Raw genomic sequence first — 17394 nt, 5'->3', positions numbered from 1 at the left:
TCATCAAAATTGTTGGCTTTTCATTTCTATTTTCGTTTGTTTTGTATATAATAATACCCGAATAATAAAGGAGAATCATATGAAACTACAAGAACTTTCAACATATAGAAAAAAGCTTTCTTCCACTGATTTTATATATCGTGCAGATTTATTTAGCAAAGCCATATGGGGTGATATGGGAGAGGATTGTGCATCCATCCATGTAAGTGCCCAAGATGATCACTGGCATTTGCATTTTATCCGTACCCAAAGTGGAGAACCATATCCACTTGCGGACACTGTCTGCAATGTCATAGATGAATATGAAAAGGATTTGGATGATGAAACATTATTTGATCTGTTGTCCATGCATCAATTGATTCAGGATTTTCAGACAAGCATTCCCATGTGTCAAATAAAAAAATAAACTTTTTTTCTCCAATCATAGATATGTGTGAATTTCGGTGTTAAGATACAGGTAGAGATATTCATACGATTGTAAAGGAGGTATGAGGTATGTTAAAAGAACAGTTAGAACGCATGCAGCATGGTCTTGGCTTTATCGCAGCTCTTGATCAAAGCGGAGGCAGCACACCAAAAGCATTACGTCTGTATGGCATTGATGAAACACAATATCATAACGATGAGGAAATGTTTGATTTAATTCATGAAATGCGTACCCGCATCATTACGAGTCCTGTATTTACAAGCGAACACATTCTGGCAGCCATCTTATTTGAAAATACGATGGATCGTAAAATCTGTGGTGAATATAGTGCAGATTATCTGTGGAATGTGAAAGGAATCCTGCCAATCTTAAAGGTGGATAAAGGGCTGGCACCACTTGAAAATGGTGTACAGTTAATGAAACCTATTACCAATCTGGATGAGTTATTGATCAAAGCAAAACAACGTCATATCTTCGGCACAAAGATGCGTTCTGTAATTAAGGAAGCCAATCCACAAGGCATCGCAGAAATTGTAGAGCAGCAGTTCGCAATCGCTCATCAAATTGCTCTGGCTGGCTTTATCCCAATTCTAGAACCAGAAGTTGATATTCATGCACCAGATAAAAAGGAATGCGAGGTATTATTAAAGGAAGAAATCATCAATCATTTATCTATGCTGGATGACAATATCCATATCATGTTTAAATTAACGATTCCAGATACACCAGATTTCTATCGTGCCTTAATGAGTGATCCTCATGTTGTACGTATTGTGGCTTTATCCGGCGGTTATACCCGTCAGGAAGCAAATGATAAACTGGCACAGAATCATGGCTTAATCGCAAGCTTCTCCCGTGCATTAACACAAGGATTGCACATTGATCAAAGTGATGAGGATTTCAATGCATTATTAAAAACTTCTATCACTTCCATTTATGAAGCATCTATCTTATAGTCTATGGGGTATCCAAATCGGATACCCTTTCTAAAGGAGCTAACATATGAAAAAAAACGAACAAAACGTCCATACCTATATACAAAGCTTTCCTGCTCATGTGCAAGTAAAGCTACAGAAACTAAGAGAGATTATAAAACAATGCGATCCTGATGTAGAGGAAAAAATCGCTTGGGGTGTTCCTACCTTTTATGACCATGGCTACCTTCTTCAGATTGCTGCCTATCAAACATATATTGGATTTTACACAAATCCTGAAGCCTTACAGCACTTTGAAAAACGATTAGCCCCATATAAAACCAATCATAAAAACACAACGCGTCTACCTTTAGATGTTGACATTGATGAAACACTTATCAAGGATATGGTCACGTATTGTGTACAGATGAATCGAAAGAAATCTAAGTAATGGCTATCATTTCTAAAATTGTAAATTTTCTATTGTAAAATGAAACACAATCGTCTATAATGCAACTGTACGCAGAGTAGAGATAAAAGCGTTAAGTACCCACGAACGGGGAGTTGTCGTGTGGGCGAAAAGGTTTCCTTGCGGTTTTTATCTCGCATCCCGCTGTTGCAATAGAAAATCAATACCTCTTTTTCTATATGCAATATGGAAAAGGAGGTATTTTTATATGAACTTTGCACATGAATGTTTATCAGTACCCAGTCTGATCAAAGAATCTATGAAGGAAAATAAAAAGGTAAAATCCATTTGTGGATGTGCCATGTTAACAGCATTAAATGTTTCCGTTGGTGCCTTGTATATCCCGATTTCCCCAACCCTTCGCATTGGCTTCTCCAGTGTATTTGCCGGTGTGAGCGGTATGGTTTATGGGCCAATGTTGACAGGTTTTGCCGGTGTGATCGCAGATACATTAAAGTATATGATCCGTCCAGATGGTCCTTATTTTCCTGGCTTTGCCATTAATGAATTTTTAACTGGCTTTATTTATGGATGTTTCTTTTATAAAAAGAAAATCACATTACCAAGAGTCATTATTGCACGTGCAGTAATTACCATCTTTATCAACCTGATTTTAACCTCCCTATGGTTGAATATCCTGTATCAATCCCCTTTATTCACAATGATTCGTTTAATCAAAAACATTGTGATGTTCCCTGTTGATGTCGCTATTTTATATTTTGCGTTAAAGGGTGCACAACGGGTAAACCTGAAATAGAAAAAGCATTGACGTCATCATTTTTTCAAACTATACTATACTTAGAAAATGTTTATTAAAGGAGATGAAATGATGCTGCCATTATTGATTTTCATCGTTCTATGTTTCATTTTGGTATATCTCATTCAAATATTGAGTCAGCTAAAAGAAATGAAAGAAATGATGCGCACAAAGCAATTAACAGAATTAAATCAAGTATTAGACGATTATGAAGAAAAGGAATGAAAACACGTTCATTCCTTTTTTATCATCTTTTCCACATCTTCTAAAGCAGGAATTGCAACATTGCCACCCAGCTTTTCTGTGGATAATGCTGCTGTGGCACTGGCAACTTTTAAGATTTTTTCCATATCCCATTTCTTCATCACACCATATGCATAAGCCCCATGAAAGATATCTCCCGCACCTGTTGTATCCAGAGCCTTTACCTTAAATGCCGGTAAATGTATGATTTCATCCCCTTTTCCATATAATAAACCATCTTCTCCAAGGGTAACAACAATTTGTTTCTTATTTAATTTTCTCAAGCTCACAAAGGTATCCACAACACTTTGTGGGTTTTCTTTATCGATGGTGATGCCACTATATTGACGGGCAAAATCCTGTGAACAAACCAAATGATCTACCATAGCGCCTAATAAGCGGGTTTCCTCTTTACATGTGCCTGCATCAAGTACAGATATCGCATCAGGAAAACGTGTCAATGCCTCTAAGCTTGCCTCCATTTCATGACCATCTAATAAAATTACATCACAGGAAGAAGGATATTGAAATTCACATGGATGTAATTCACCCGGACAGTTAAAAATTGTACGACTGCCATTTTCCGCATGGGCGATAATCGTGGACACAGGTGTTTTAAAATCTTCTAGTTCCTTTATATAACGAGTATCCACGCCCTGTGCTCTTAATGTCTGTAAAATCTTTTCTCCATAAAGATCATTTCCTACTCTGGAAATCAACGCACTATCCTCCTGCCATTTCGCACAAAGACTGGCAGCATTGGTCGCAGGTGCTCCTACACATTCCATCGTTTCATAAATACGATACTTTTGATTTTCTATCAAATCTTCATGAATCACATATGTAATATCATATGCACTCTGTCCTATACATAAAATCATAACAATTTCTCCCTTTTCTTATTTAAGCTCTTTATATATGTAATTTCTAACTTCACTAATAAAATACAATGAACCCGTCACAACACAATCTTTTCCCTGTGCCATGGCATCTTTAATCGCACATCGATAATCTTTTTCATATTGGATATGTCCACGTTTTTCCAGCACATGTACATCTAATGCACGTTCATTATAAAATGGAGTTACCACGATATCGCTTGTTAATGTTTCTAGTATATCCAGCATTTCTTCAAAGTTTTTATCTTTCAATACTGAAAAAATCACACGAATGTTTTCATGCCCCTGCAGACTTTCCACAAGTGCTTTGATACCATGTGCATTATGTGCCCCATCCAACAACAATAATGGTTTTTCCTGTATGATTTCAAAACGCCCGATCCAGTTTGCCTTTTTTAACCCTGAACGAAGCTGTGCTTCATTTACAGATATCCTTTGTTTACGATTCAGATAATCAATCACTTCTATACATAATGCCGCATTTTTACTTTGATAAGCCGCATGGCTTTGTAAATGTACTTGTGCGTAGCTCCCATAATCAAACACGATACCATCAGGATATTCCTTCAAATTAGTAATATCCCCTGTGATAAACATTTCACTTCCAGCATCTGTCACATGTTTTTGAAACACCGCAAGACAGCCTGCATCATGTTCTCCAGTAATCAAATCAATACCAGATTTTATAATACCCGCCTTTTCATTTGCGATTTTCTCTTTGGTATCCCCCAGAAACTCCATATGATCTAAGCCGATATTGGTAATGATGGATACCATTGGTCTTAAGATATTGGTTGAATCCAGTCTACCACCCATACCTACTTCAAATACACAATAATCCACCTGATGTTTCAAAAAATACAGTATCGCAATACATGTGTCAATCTCAAACATGCTTAAATCCCATTTCATCCATTCTTCATAATGGGCATTGCTGATATCCAGAAACTCCTGTTCATCAATATATACATCGTTGATACGGATACGATCATAATGCGTAATCATATAGGGGGAAGTAAAACTGCCAACCGTATATCCTGCTTCTTGCAGCACACTGCGGATATCGTTGGTGGTAGATCCTTTTCCATTGGTTCCTGCGATATGAATCGTTTTTAACTGTCCCTGTGGATTTCCCAGAGTATCCATATATTTTTTAAAATGTTCTAATCCATATCCTCTGTTTTTACGCTGTTCAATTTGCGCTACAACCTCATCTGCACATGTAAACTTCATCATTCTTCAATCTTCCATTCTATCGGTGTTCTGCCCATTTCTTTTAAATACGCATTGGTTTTTGAAAAAGGACGGCTGCCAAAGAAACCACGACTTGCGCTTAATGGTGATGGATGTGCAGAGGTGATGATTTTATGCTGGGGATTGGTAATCAGTTCTGCTTTCTTCTGTGCCCAGTTTCCCCACAATAAAAACACAATACCACTTTCATGTTCGTTCAACGCCTGAATTGCATGGTCTGTAAATGTTTCCCAGCCTTTTTTCTGATGGGAACCAGCTTTTCCTTCCACCACACTCATTACCGCATTCATCATAAACACACCCTGCTTCGCCCAATCAATCAAATAGCCATGTGATGGCATATCGATATCCAAATCTGTTTTTAATTCTTTATACATATTTCGTAAACTTGGTGGTATCTTCACACCTTTTCTTACTGAAAAGCACAATCCATGGGCCTGCCCTACTTCATGATAGGGATCTTGTCCTAGCATTACAACTTTTACATCTTCATAAGAACATGCCTTGAAACAGGTAAATAAATCCTCCTTTGGTGGGAAGATTGTTTTTGTCTTATATTCTTCTTCCAGAAACTGCATCAACTGTTGATAATACGGCTGTGCTTCTTCCTGTGTAAAAAATTCATCCCATGATTTCATTCTATCAACTCCTAGCCTGTTTATTATATCATAACCATTTATGTATTGACATCCTGAAAGAGTAGGTCTATACTTTAGATTGTTCTAAATAGAACTAAATTGGAGGTGTCCTATGCAAAGTGAATTTCTTTTTAATATCTCTTTAATCAAGCATTTGTATGATCAGCATATGGAAACTGTTGTACAAGCTTATGATATCAAACGAAAAGAACTGGATATCCTGTTGTTTCTTGCCAATAATCCCGGTTATGATACTGCCAGCGATATCATTCATCGTCGTGGAATTGCGAAGTCCCATGTTTCCACATCCGTACAACATCTGATTGAAAAAGGCCTGATCTACACTGATAAACTAGAAGGCGATAAGAAAAAAATTCATCTTCATTTATGTCCTGATGCTAATGCAATCATACAAGAGGGACGAGAGGCACAGAAGAAGTTTTATCATGTATTAATCAAAGATTTCACAAAAGAAGAAGTCATGACACTTCAAAAACTGTTTAAAAAGATTGAACATAATATGCAGAATGCGGGTAAATAAGAAAGAGGGAAGAATATGTTATTTAAGTTTGTAATTTGTTTTATCGCCGGTATTGGCGCTGGTTTAGGTACTGGTTTTGCGGGAATGAGTGCTGCGGCTGTCATTTCTCCCATGCTCATTGCATTTCTAGGAATGCCTGCCTATGAAGCCGTTGGTATCGCTTTGGCATCGGATGTCTTAGCCAGTGCAGTTTCTGCTTATACATATGGAAAGAATAAAAATTTAGATATCAAAAATGGTATCGTGATGATGATTACCGTATTGATTTTCACAATGGTAGGAAGTTATATTTCTTCCCTTGTGCCAAATGATGCCATGGGTGGTTTCTCTACCTTTATGACATTGTTGCTAGGTATTAAATTTATTGTACGACCAGTTATGACAACCAAAGAAGCCATGGGCGATGTTGATCCAAAGAAACGGTTTATACAATCTGTTTTATGTGGCATCCTGATTGGATTTATCTGTGGATTCATTGGCGCAGGCGGTGGTATGATGATGCTGTTGATTTTAACCAGTGTCCTTGGCTATGAATTAAAAACAGCAGTAGGTACCAGCGTATTCATTATGACATTTACCGCATTAACTGGAGCTGTTTCTCACTTTATGATTGGTGGAGCGCCTGATGTATGGGCACTTGTATTCTGTATTGCTTCTACACTGTTATGGGCAAGAATTGCGGCATTATTTGCGAATAAAGCCAAACCTATTACATTGAATCGTGCAACTGGTATCGTTTTAACAGTGTTAGGATTAGGTATCATTGCGGTAAATTATCTATAACAAAATGACATGGCGAATTGCCATGTTTTTTTGTATCTTATACAATTCATCTGTATTTTATACAAAAAGTCTTTTCATATCGCTTCACAAAAGGTACACTATAGGTAGAAAGCGTATATATGAGGGAGAATCATCATGAACCATTACATCAAAATTAAAGTAAAATATCTTATTCTTACACTTATTGTAGTAGTACTAGCTTGTGGCATTCATGTATTTTATATATGGTGTGCAGATCATCCAGAAATTTGTATCAGTGTAGGTGGAGGCAGTGCAGGTAGAAATTTAAAAATAGAAGCACCTTATATCTCATTTTTTGGCAAAAATGGAATTGATTCTTCTGCTTCCGCAGAATTAAAACTCTTTATGATACACTCGACGCATGAAGTTGTCTGTTCAAATTTAAAAGATGAATATAAAGCCTCTGATATTAAGTTGGATATCGAAGAACAGGACAAACAGTTGCTTTTGAAATACCATGGAACAGCAACCACATTTGATGGAAAGACGGTTGACTTTAAAAGAGAAGAAACAGTTTACTTTGATTTAGATGCAGAAATCACTCGTCATAATTGATCATCTTAAAAAGACACGTTGATGTCTTTTTTTATCCTTAAAACACAAAAAAGCGGATATCTTTTTATCCGCTAATTTTATATTATATATCCTTTGCAATCTCATAACCACGATGGATTGCATCTTTGATATTACCAACTTTTTCTGCATCACCAATGATATGATAGTGTGTATCTGCTTCCTTCAACATATTTTCCATTGCTGGATCAATTCGATATCCTGCCGCAAATACAAGGGTATCCGCATCGCTAATACAATGCTCTTGGCCATCTTTTTCATACCAAATATTTGTTTCATCTACTTTGGTAACCTTGGCTTTACATACAACTTCTACACCTTTACTCATCATACGCTGTACCAACAGGCTTCTTCCCGGACCACTTTCATTCATGATAATTTCATCTGCCATTTCTAAAATGGTAATGGCTTTATTTCTTGGGAAGCGATCATTCACAAGTGGCGCAAGATAATCTGCTGTTTCACATCCAACAGAGCCTCCACCAATGATCACAACTTTACGACCTGGCACTGCTTTACCCGCAAGGATATCATCTGCACTCATCCATTGTTTAAAACCAGTAAAGGCATTGATGATGATTGGTTTTGCGCCTGTTCCTGCAATAACTTCATAACCAGCAAATTCATTTTCCAGCATTTCTTTTGTGACTGGTGTAGATAAACGAATTTCCACGCCTGCATGCTGAAGTTTGCGACGCATATACTGTGTAACTTTAGTCAGGTCTTGTTTTGCGATTGGTACTGCCGCAATATTTAACTGTCCACCTAAATCGTTTTCAGCTTCACATAGAACCACATGATGTCCACGTTTTTTCGCAACATAAGCAGCTTCCATACCAGCAGGTCCACCACCAATGACCAAAACATTTTTCTTCTGGTTAGCTTCTGTAATGGTATCTTCATTTTCAAGCTCCAAGGATGGATTGATACTGCAGGCAACACGTTTTCCAAACATGATACCATTTAAACAACGAAGGCATCCAATACAAGGTCGTATATCCATTTCATTTCCTTCCATTGCCTTATTCACAAATTCTGGATCACATAGGTTGGCACGACCAATCATACAGATATCAGTTTTGCCATTGGCAATCAATTCATCCGCAATCCAAGGTTCTGTGATACGCCCAACACTGGCGATAGGAATATTTACATGCTTCTTGATTTCTTCCGCAAGCAATGCATGAGATCCCTGTTTTGTTCCAGGTGCTGGAATAGAGCTTCCACGTTTGATCGTTGTACCACCAGATACATGGATAAAATCAGCACCAGCGTTTTCTATCTGTTTAGCAATATAAATACCATCATTCAGGTTTAATCCACCATCACTGTATTCATCACCTGATATTCTTACATCAATGATGAAATCTGTGCCACAAACTTTTCTTACTTCTTCAATCACTTCTAACGTTAAACGTAAACGGCCATTGATATCTCCGCCATATTCATCTGTTCGTTTATTATACAAAGGTGATAAGAAGCCACCTAATAAGCCATGTGCATGTGCAGCGTGAATTTCTACACCATCGCCACCAGCCTGTTTGACTCTGGCAGCTGCTTCACCGAATTGTTTGATAATGACTTTCAATTCTTCAATCGTAACTGGTCGTGGTGCTTGTTTTAAATAACTTGGTCCTACAGTAGAAGGCGCAATCAACTGTGGTGTGCCTGGAAGTGGAAAAGCCATATAAGCTGGATGAAATAATTGTGGCATGATTTTAGCGCCATATGTATGTACTGCATCCGCAAGTTTTTTCCAGCCTGGAATATAAGAATCATCAGCGATAGAAATATCTCCTGGCAAATAGATATAGGTTGGCTCAACTGTTGTGACTTCTGTGATAATTAATCCTACACCACCTTTTGCTCTGGCAGCATAATGTGATACCAATTCATCTGTGATATAGCCTTTATTTGCTAGATTGGTAGATATCGGTGGCATAAAAACACGGTTTTTCACAACCGTTTCCCCGATTTGGATAGGTTCAAATAAATGTGGATATTTGTTCATAGTTTACATCTCCTTCATGTGTTAATTGTAACATATCAAGAAAATGTAATCGTTATCATAGGTTGATAAAAAAGGTTATTATTTGCTATTATTCAACTTTTCACAAGTTATAATACAACAAAATTTGACTGATTATTTCCGTTTTATGACGACTTCCAACATATTCTGTTGGGTAGATAACACACTTTGATATTCTGATGCATTTTTAATTTGACATATAATTCCCCCTTGCTGCTTGATAATTTTGACCTGCTCATCTTCATATACCACTTCTTTTATCTCCATCAAAAGATGGGCTAACAGCTTTTTCAGTGCATCATCAAATACCATTTCCTGTTCATGTAATTCATTTCCAACTTTCATATTGCGTTTAAAACGTTTACGATATACACTTGGCACAACCCCATACATCTCTTTAAACACACTCGTATAGGATTTTGAATTTGGCATGCCACATGCTGCTGCGATTTCTTCGATACTGTCTTTCCCCTCTAATAAAGCTTCTAATGAAGCACGTATTCTGACATAAGCCAGATACTTTACAAATGGTATGCCTGTATATTTCTTAAACAGACGTGATGTATAAGATACACTAAAAGATAAGGTATTTGCAACATCTTCTAAGTGTAAATCTTCTTCATAATGTTGATCAATATAACGAATTGCCTTCATATAATTTTCATGATGTGTAGACTGAAAGGGTAGGTTTTCCACAGGATATTTACGATTTGCGGCCACATTGACAAGCTCCATCATAATCGCATTTAATTCAAACAAATTATTCTGTTCTTCCATCAAATGAACAATTAATTGCGCAATCATGTGTCTTAACTTTCCATAAACTTTTGCGTTCTCAACATCTGTACAGATCATGGATTGAAAAGCATCCTTCACTATTGGTACCATTGCTTCAGAAAACCTTGAGAAGTCTACATGAATCGTTAAGATTACATGTTCCCCTTCACCTATTTTTCTTATCATATGAATATCATCCGGGGCAATCATCACAAGCTCATGTTCTTTGATGATTCTAGTAAAATGATCAGACAATGCTTCATATTCTCCCTTTAATACATAGGATATCTCTAAACTGCTTTGTCGTGAAAACACCTGTCGATCAAAACTATTAATACTAAGACTTAAAGGGTAATTAAACTTCTGCCCTGAAAAGTCATAATAGTAATTCATATTCTGCACAATATCACTTCCAATCCTACTAGAAGAAGTATATCATATTATTTTGATTCTAAGCGCACAAAAAAAGCTTTTACTTCCCAAAGCATCAAACAATAATCATTGAGTTTTCAATGATATAGTTTATATACAAAAAAAACAGAGATTCAATTTCATCTCTGTTTCCTTCCAACTGAGGCTATGGTTCTCCGATATACTTCATGGATAATTTAGCATCCATCTAAAGTCAATACTACGATCCTTGCTCTTAAATTACTTCTTCAAACAACGGTTTGATTTTTTTCTTTGTCATAAAGAATGCAATTACCAAAATCAAATAAGTGATATCAAAATTGCCCGGTGAAACAATCTTCACAACGATACAAGCAGCCAATGATGAAACATCCATCTGCATAAAGAAACTGTCAAAATCATAACGCTTAATAATTCTTCTACGTATCATGAAGTTCTGGAAGGAAATACCACCAGCGATACATCCTACTATCACATCTACAATGTAATTTACCAAAAACTTCTGCATTAATAAATTCTTAAAGAAGAACAATACAATACAGGTTGCGAATACATACCAGATACTACTGATCTGAAACTTTTCCCAATCTTGATCACGAATCTTCTTTTTCATTTCTTTATACGCATGACCTTTGGAATTCTTTTGGATATAATCCTTTACATCCTTTGGAATAACCATGGTCACTTTTTTACCATCTTGCATACCTTTTAAACAATCTTCCAAAGCAATGTTTGCGATGATATTGATATCTGTATCACTTTTCTTGGATTTCATCAAACTATCATAGACACGATTAAATCCTGCAAGATATTCTTCATCCAGTTTTTTCATTAAATGCAGATTATCTACATGTATTTTCTTTTTTTTCTTTGCCATTATTAGTCTTGTACCTCAATACATTCACTATCTGTGATGTGAAGATTTGTATCATAGAAGCATGTCAAAGCATCAATCATATATTGAGAATCTTTGATTCCAGCTGTTTCATATGAAGAATGCATAGCAAGCTGTGCAAGTCCGATATCCACTGTATGCATAGATACTTTTTGACTTGATAAATTTCCAAGTGTACTGCCACCTGCTGCATCACTTCTGTTTGCGAAATGTTGTACAGGTACACCTGCTTTTTCACAAATGCCACTAAATACTGCAGAGCTGATTGCATCTGTTGTATATTTCTGGTTTGCGCTATATTTGATGACGATTCCCTTATTCATGTAAGTACAGTTTTCTGCGTCTGTTTTTTCAGGATGGTTAGGATGTACAGCATGTGCATTATCACAAGACACCATAAAACTCTTCGCAACTGCACGATAGTAATCTTCCTTCGCAAAACCTAAATTATCGTTGATTCTTTGCAATACATCAAACAAGAATGTTGAACATGCCCCCTGTTTAGTACCTGAACCAACTTCTTCATTATCGAAACAAGCAAATACATTTACCGCATGATCATTCTTACTATTGATCATTGCCTTTAATGATGTAAATGCACATTGTAAATCATCCAGTTTCGGTGAAGAAATAAATTCTTCTTTTGCGCCCCAGATGCTAGGTGCCATACGATTATATAAATATAAATCAGTACCGAAAATATTTTCTTTGCTTGTGCCTAATGCTTCTGCAATCAATGCATAATAATCACCTTCTCCACATTCTCCAGCAGAGAATAACGGCAGCATATCTACCTGATTATTGTATTTCATTCCACTGTTTACTTCACGATTCATATGAATTGCGACATTTGGAATCAATACCAAATCTTTATCAAAAGATAACAGCTTGCTTACGAAACTGTTTCCTTCTTTCACAAGTACACGTCCAGCTAATGACAATGGTCGATCCATCCATGTTGCACAAAGCATACCGCCATAGCCTTCTGTATTTAACTGTAAGTATCCACCTTTTCCTTTTAATTCCGCAACTTCTTTTACTTTAAAAGTTGGAGAATCACTGTGAGATGATGTTACCTGATAGTGATAATCATCTAATGTATTACCAATCTGGAAAGCAATTAATGATGAACCATTTCTTGTGGTAAAATACTTTCCACCTTTTTCTAATTTCCAATTTTCACATTCTCTTAATTCTTCATATCCAGCTTCCTTCAACATCGCTTTCATACTGTCTACAGCATGAAAACAGCTAGGGCTTTTCTGAATAAATGTTAATAATTCTTTTGCTGTATCTTTATACATGATTTTACCTCCTGATAGATTTTTTCCTGTTTTAGTATAACACAAAAGTTCATGATTATATAGTGAAAGACAAGATATCGCTATCTTGCCTTTTTTGTTTTAAGCATTTGTTTTTTCGCGTTTTTTGATCATTGGCAGAATCAACCCCAATGCAGTCAATACGATTGGTGTAATAACGTTCAACAATGTTGTAAATAAGTCGCCTTCTTTGTACATTCCAAGAATACAACAGAATGCTGTAACGAAGAAGCACCAGAATCCAAAGAAATAAGCAACTTTCTGGTTCTTCACAAACTTATACTCTGGATTAAATTTCTTAATCTTCTTACGCAACATAATGTAAGCTAAGAATACCCATAAATAACGCATTGGCATAGTGACAGAGTTTAACTGTGTCAACTGACGAAGTACTGTATCCGCACTAGGTACCAAAGCCTGAATCAGAATAATAGAACCTGATAAAATAACTACCATCCAAATACCGTTTACATAAGCTCCATATTTATTCTGTTTCAATAATTTTGTAGGAATAAACTGTCTAGCATCTTCATTGTCTAACAACATACGAAGTGGAGCGTCAATACTAATAACAAGAGTTGAGAACTGTCCAATTGCATTACATGCAGCATAGATGATCATTAAGATATTGCCCATACCATAATATTCACCTAACTTCTGGAATGCCCAATAGGAACCATTCGCATTGTAAGCATCAAAGTTGTTTGCGATATCCGCTGGATCAAACATCATACCCATCGCTACTGTACCAAGGATAGCACAAACCATAACCATGATTGCAAGTGCAATCATACCTTTAGGGAATCCTTTAGAAGGATTTTCTACCTTATTAACATAAGGTGAAATCTTTTCACATCCACCAACTGCAAATACCAGGATGGATAAAGATGTAAAATACTTCGTATCAAACTGAGGAATCAGATTACTCCAGCTGAAATCAGCATGCAGATATCCGCCACCCGGATTAATTGCAGGTGCTGCAAACATCATAATAATGTAAAGAATTGACATTACAAACATAGATGTACCAGCAAGTGTCGCAAGTTTCTTCAATGGATTTAATCCTTTACTTGCAATCCAACAGAACAGAAGGAACACGCCCAATGTTGCCAACTGAACCAAACGAGTGTCAAAGCTAGCGTAAGTTTCACTATTCTGGAATACCATCCAGCTTAATGCTTTTAACCCACCACTACCTTTACTTGCAATATATGTAACGTGACATGCCCAATATGTCCACCCTGCATAATATGCAAACTTTGGACTGATTGTTTCGTGAATCCAAGAACTCACTCCACCACCAGAATTTTTAAATGCGGATCCCAGCTCACCTACCATAAGTGCATAAGGCACGAAATATAGAGCGAACATCAGAACCCAGCTGAATATAACCTGTACACCGTTGAAGTACATGTAACCATTTAATACGTTACCGAAACCCCAAACAGTTGAGAACGCCATAAACGCAAGGTTATACCAGACGATCTTTTTTGAACTTTCCATTTTAAACCTCCTATATTTTAAAACGTACGGGGCAATCATACCATTTTTAGCTAATTATTGCTATTCATTTAACGTTATTTATTTATAGATAATGCTACAAAGTGCCAATTATGTCTATAATTATGCAAAACTTTCCATATACAGGTAAAAAAAATCTTAAAAAATCTTAATTCTGTATTACAAATTGGTAAGATATACCATTAAAAAAAGCATACATGATATAATATAACATATACAAGGGGTATACCCATCGCACTACAGAGAAAGACAGGGTGATGCTTAATGAAACAGAAAAACGGAACCAGCACAGTCATTGATCCAAAAGAAACCATTAGTGAGAATATCTTTAGTGTCAAAGGCATAATCATTGTCGCAGGAATCGTCTTATTATGGATTGTTTCCTTCTATTTATTCATGTAGTTTATACATCAAAAAGAAATGTGTATCCTTTGATCACATTTCTTTACTGTCTATTACCATTACGATAGGATTAATATTTTAATTTTTTTCTTACGATTCTATAAAAATCTGCGACTGTGATTCGCTTTTATGCTATAATACTCAAGTCCAGAAAGGAAGAAACGTCTTAAAGGGGTGAAACAAATGGATGAAAAGAATCTGCATCAGCCGATTTTCGACGATGATGAGGGAAATGAAGAATTCTTTGATAAACTATTAAGCTTTAAAAACGTATTGATATTAACAGCAGTTCTTGGCATCCTGTTGTTAATTTATCTGATGTAAAGGAAAAGGTCACTGACCTTTTTTTTAATCTTTTTTCATCTTTTTTGCATGTTCAATGTATTCAAAAATAGATGGCACAATTTTATAAAGCATCATAGCTACTGACACAATCATACAAATTTTAAACAATTTATCATCATTTCCACCATACGGAACAAATGATTTTAATGACAATTCCATGACAAACGTTAGAAATCCTAGTCCAAAATAGAAATCTCTCTTTTCCATAATTTTCTCCTTATCCTAAATATAGGCAAAGGGATTGCCACCAGCAACCCCTTTATTTTAGAATTCATTTGTATCCATGCAAATAATTTCAAATACGTTTTAGAAATAGGAATGATTTGTCATAAGAAATTTAGTTTTCTGAAATCATTTCATGTGTACTACTAGAACCCCTTAATTGAAAATCCTTTAACAGTATCAAACCAAGCTGTGAGCTGAATACCTGAAAGATGATAACACCAAGATTAGCCCGAAATATGATAAAAATGGCTATATATACGGTATAGAAGAATAACAATTTCTTTGTTATTTCTTCCTTTCTCAAGCATAATATCAATGCAATCATCATTAGCATTATGGTTAATGATGCATAACCTATATACTTAAAATACCATAAATTTAGTAAAACAGTAAATAGGTAACACATGCTACAGCGAAATCTGGTTGTACAATGGAAGCTCGTTAATCTTATCTTAATAACTGATAATAATAGAATATAGAAAAATCCAAAGTATGCCTCATGTAATAGGCAACAAATCAGGAAGGATAATCCTAAACATTCTGTTGTTGAAACAATTGCTTCCAATCCATAAAGGAAAACTTCTTTTTCGTCTTCATCGGAAGACTCACAAATGTAATTGGTAAACTTTCTTAATAGCCTATTTACCATGTTTCTCTAAACTTTTTGGTTTTTTAGGCTCATAATGTCCTAACCAAGTCACATTTGAAGAAGCTACGGATGCAGTCTTTACAACTACCTTTTTAATCATGTTTTTCATTTTCTAAATCCTCCTTTTTCTTTAATATATTCCTATAGTATGTGAACTTCAAGTTGCAAGGGATATTTTGTGGTGATAGGGACAAAGCGAATTCATTGTTTAAAAATAAATATATGTATTAAAATATTCATCAATATCAATTACTATATTGCCATTATATTTATTAATAATGCTTTCTATATTTTTCATTCCTATACCATGATTTTTACCATCTGATTTATTAGTGATATACTCTCCATTCTCATATTTTAATCGACTTGAATCAAATGTATTTCTAAGGTTTATAAAGACAACATCTTTATTCTTATCAATAATCAATTCAATAAAACGATTATTCACTTTTTCTACAGCCTCAATACAATTATCCAATAAATTTCCTAATAAGATGCATAAATCAATATTATCCATAAAATCTAAATTATCATTTATATCAATAACATACCGTATATTTAATCCTTTTGTATTAAATAATTTAGAATCTATAATATAATTAAGTATTTCACGATCAGTTTTAACAGCTTTAAATGTACCAATTTTATGATAAATATCTTGTATATATTTCATAGCATTATTTACTTGATTTTCTTGTAACATAGTATAAATTAATGTGATATGGTTTTTTAAATCGTGTGACAACGCTTTGTTCATATCATAACTTTTTTGAAAATCTTCATAATATGTTTTATTGAATTCAAGAGCAGCATGCTTTATTTCTTCGTCTAATAATTTTTTATTGGCCCCTATTAATTCAATATATTGATAAAAAAACAGTAAAAACATAATAGCCATAAATATTATTATACAAGTAGATAATGTATAATTGATATCACCTTTAATAAACAAAGATAAAACTATAGCCATAAGAAAATACATGATTGTTTCAGTTATTGAAAACATAACCATTTGTCTTTTTTTAATATTATAATCTTTAAAATCCATTTTATGCCTTCTAAAGAAGACGAAAATCAAGACTAGTACTATTTTATTCATCATAAAACAAATTTGATATACAAATTCATCATTATAATCTATTTGTCCAATATGCTTTATAAAAAGCGTTTCAATAAAAATACAAAACATATCTAATAATGACAATATAGTAAAAGCGAAAATTATATAGAAAATGCAAAGGCCCTTATCTTCATCAAAGTTAAAAAGGCAATATGAAATAATAATGATTAAAGGTATTA

At 35.0% G+C, this 17394-nt stretch carries 22 protein-coding genes and 1 riboswitch; of the genes, 10 read left to right on the top strand and 12 right to left on the bottom strand.

The features are described from left to right. Positions 1–79 precede the first annotated feature (79 nt). The 5 genes from DW761_RS19840 (at position 80) to DW761_RS21105 (ending at position 2792) form a co-directional block, all read left to right on the top strand. Positions 80–406 (top strand): hypothetical protein, encoded by a 327-nt coding sequence (locus DW761_RS19840; protein WP_117519128.1) that lies wholly within the window; start codon positions 80–82, stop codon positions 404–406. An 89-nt stretch (positions 407–495) separates the two neighbouring features. Beyond that, positions 496–1383: a fructose bisphosphate aldolase gene (locus DW761_RS19835; RefSeq protein WP_117519127.1), complete on the top strand. Its 888-nt coding sequence runs from the start codon at positions 496–498 to the stop codon at positions 1381–1383. A gap of 46 nt (positions 1384–1429) precedes the next feature. Next, positions 1430–1792 (top strand): iron chaperone, encoded by a 363-nt coding sequence (locus tag DW761_RS19830; RefSeq protein ID WP_117519126.1) that lies wholly within the window; start codon positions 1430–1432, stop codon positions 1790–1792. 70 nt (positions 1793–1862) lie between these two features. Beyond that, a riboswitch (THF riboswitch) is annotated at positions 1863–1959 on the top strand. Between the two features lie 59 nt (positions 1960–2018). Beyond that, on the top strand, positions 2019–2567 hold the full coding sequence (locus DW761_RS19825) for a folate family ECF transporter S component (RefSeq protein WP_117454898.1): 549 nt from the start codon (positions 2019–2021) through the stop codon (positions 2565–2567). A 48-nt stretch (positions 2568–2615) separates the two neighbouring features. Further along, the gene (locus DW761_RS21105) at positions 2616–2792 is read left to right on the top strand and encodes a hypothetical protein (protein WP_233513138.1); all 177 of its coding nucleotides are present in this window, start codon (positions 2616–2618) and stop codon (positions 2790–2792) included. Between the two features lie 8 nt (positions 2793–2800). On the opposite strand, the gene DW761_RS19820 is transcribed toward DW761_RS21105, so the two are convergent. The 3 genes from DW761_RS19820 to DW761_RS19810 are packed head-to-tail and all read right to left on the bottom strand — an operon-like array spanning position 2801 to position 5601. Then, positions 2801–3691, bottom strand: a complete 891-nt coding sequence (locus tag DW761_RS19820) for a carbohydrate kinase family protein (protein WP_117519125.1) — start codon at positions 3689–3691, stop codon at positions 2801–2803. 18 nt (positions 3692–3709) lie between these two features. After that, complete coding sequence (locus tag DW761_RS19815) at positions 3710–4945, bottom strand: bifunctional folylpolyglutamate synthase/dihydrofolate synthase (protein WP_233512071.1); 1236 nt, start codon at positions 4943–4945, stop codon at positions 3710–3712. Further along, a complete protein-coding gene (locus tag DW761_RS19810) occupies positions 4942–5601 on the bottom strand; it encodes a uracil-DNA glycosylase (protein WP_117519124.1) in 660 nt (219 codons plus the stop codon). Before DW761_RS19810 ends, DW761_RS19815 begins: the two co-directional genes overlap by 4 nt. Before the next feature lie 112 nt (positions 5602–5713). Here DW761_RS19810 and DW761_RS19805 point away from each other — a divergent pair, with 112 nt between their 5' ends. From DW761_RS19805 to DW761_RS19795, 3 genes are all read left to right on the top strand, one after another. Continuing rightward, positions 5714–6142 carry a MarR family winged helix-turn-helix transcriptional regulator gene (locus tag DW761_RS19805; RefSeq protein WP_117519123.1) on the top strand — a complete coding sequence of 143 codons (429 nt, stop codon included), beginning with the start codon at positions 5714–5716 and terminating at the stop codon, positions 6140–6142. Between the two features lie 15 nt (positions 6143–6157). Then, positions 6158–6925, top strand: coding sequence for a sulfite exporter TauE/SafE family protein (locus DW761_RS19800; RefSeq protein WP_117519122.1), 768 nt, complete (start codon positions 6158–6160; stop codon positions 6923–6925). Positions 6926–7060: 135 nt separating this feature from the next. Further along, a complete protein-coding gene (locus tag DW761_RS19795; protein ID WP_117519121.1) occupies positions 7061–7501 on the top strand; it encodes a hypothetical protein in 441 nt (146 codons plus the stop codon). Positions 7502–7583: 82 nt separating this feature from the next. On the opposite strand, the gene DW761_RS19790 is transcribed toward DW761_RS19795, so the two are convergent. The 5 genes from DW761_RS19790 to DW761_RS19770 form a co-directional block, all read right to left on the bottom strand. Next, a complete protein-coding gene (locus tag DW761_RS19790; RefSeq protein WP_117519120.1) occupies positions 7584–9530 on the bottom strand; it encodes an FAD-dependent oxidoreductase in 1947 nt (648 codons plus the stop codon). Positions 9531–9662: 132 nt separating this feature from the next. Then, positions 9663–10718, bottom strand: a complete 1056-nt coding sequence (locus DW761_RS19785; RefSeq protein ID WP_233509518.1) for a helix-turn-helix transcriptional regulator — start codon at positions 10716–10718, stop codon at positions 9663–9665. Between the two features lie 253 nt (positions 10719–10971). Further along, a complete protein-coding gene (locus DW761_RS19780; RefSeq protein WP_117519118.1) occupies positions 10972–11613 on the bottom strand; it encodes a transporter in 642 nt (213 codons plus the stop codon). 2 nt (positions 11614–11615) lie between these two features. After that, on the bottom strand, positions 11616–12935 hold the full coding sequence (locus tag DW761_RS19775) for a M18 family aminopeptidase (RefSeq protein ID WP_117454907.1): 1320 nt from the start codon (positions 12933–12935) through the stop codon (positions 11616–11618). Positions 12936–13034: 99 nt separating this feature from the next. Further along, positions 13035–14456: an APC family permease gene (locus DW761_RS19770; RefSeq protein ID WP_117454908.1), complete on the bottom strand. Its 1422-nt coding sequence runs from the start codon at positions 14454–14456 to the stop codon at positions 13035–13037. A 282-nt stretch (positions 14457–14738) separates the two neighbouring features. On the opposite strand from DW761_RS19770, the gene DW761_RS21100 reads away from it, so the two are divergent. Beyond that, positions 14739–14876: a hypothetical protein gene (locus DW761_RS21100; protein WP_158552318.1), complete on the top strand. Its 138-nt coding sequence runs from the start codon at positions 14739–14741 to the stop codon at positions 14874–14876. Between the two features lie 183 nt (positions 14877–15059). Then, the gene (locus DW761_RS21095; protein WP_158552319.1) at positions 15060–15200 is read left to right on the top strand and encodes a hypothetical protein; all 141 of its coding nucleotides are present in this window, start codon (positions 15060–15062) and stop codon (positions 15198–15200) included. A gap of 24 nt (positions 15201–15224) precedes the next feature. Here DW761_RS21095 and DW761_RS19765 read toward each other — a convergent pair whose 3' ends face one another. From DW761_RS19765 to DW761_RS19750, 4 genes are all read right to left on the bottom strand, one after another. Then, positions 15225–15428, bottom strand: a complete 204-nt coding sequence (locus DW761_RS19765; RefSeq protein ID WP_117454909.1) for a hypothetical protein — start codon at positions 15426–15428, stop codon at positions 15225–15227. Positions 15429–15558: 130 nt separating this feature from the next. Beyond that, entirely contained in the window at positions 15559–16095 is a 537-nt protein-coding gene (locus DW761_RS21870) for an accessory gene regulator B family protein (protein ID WP_117519117.1), read from the bottom strand. Further along, complete coding sequence (locus DW761_RS19755; RefSeq protein WP_117519116.1) at positions 16085–16204, bottom strand: AgrD family cyclic lactone autoinducer peptide; 120 nt, start codon at positions 16202–16204, stop codon at positions 16085–16087. Before DW761_RS19755 ends, DW761_RS21870 begins: the two co-directional genes overlap by 11 nt. A 99-nt stretch (positions 16205–16303) precedes the next feature. Continuing rightward, positions 16304–17143, bottom strand: coding sequence for a sensor histidine kinase (locus DW761_RS19750; protein ID WP_158553855.1), 840 nt, complete (start codon positions 17141–17143; stop codon positions 16304–16306). Between the last annotated feature and the right edge of the window lie 251 nt (positions 17144–17394).

Source organism: Absiella sp. AM29-15 (assembly GCF_003434225.1).
GTDB lineage: Bacteria > Bacillota_I > Bacilli_A > Erysipelotrichales > Erysipelotrichaceae > Hoskinsella > Hoskinsella hominis.
Note: the sequence above shows the minus strand (reverse complement) of the source record. Positions and strands in the feature narration are given on the sequence as shown.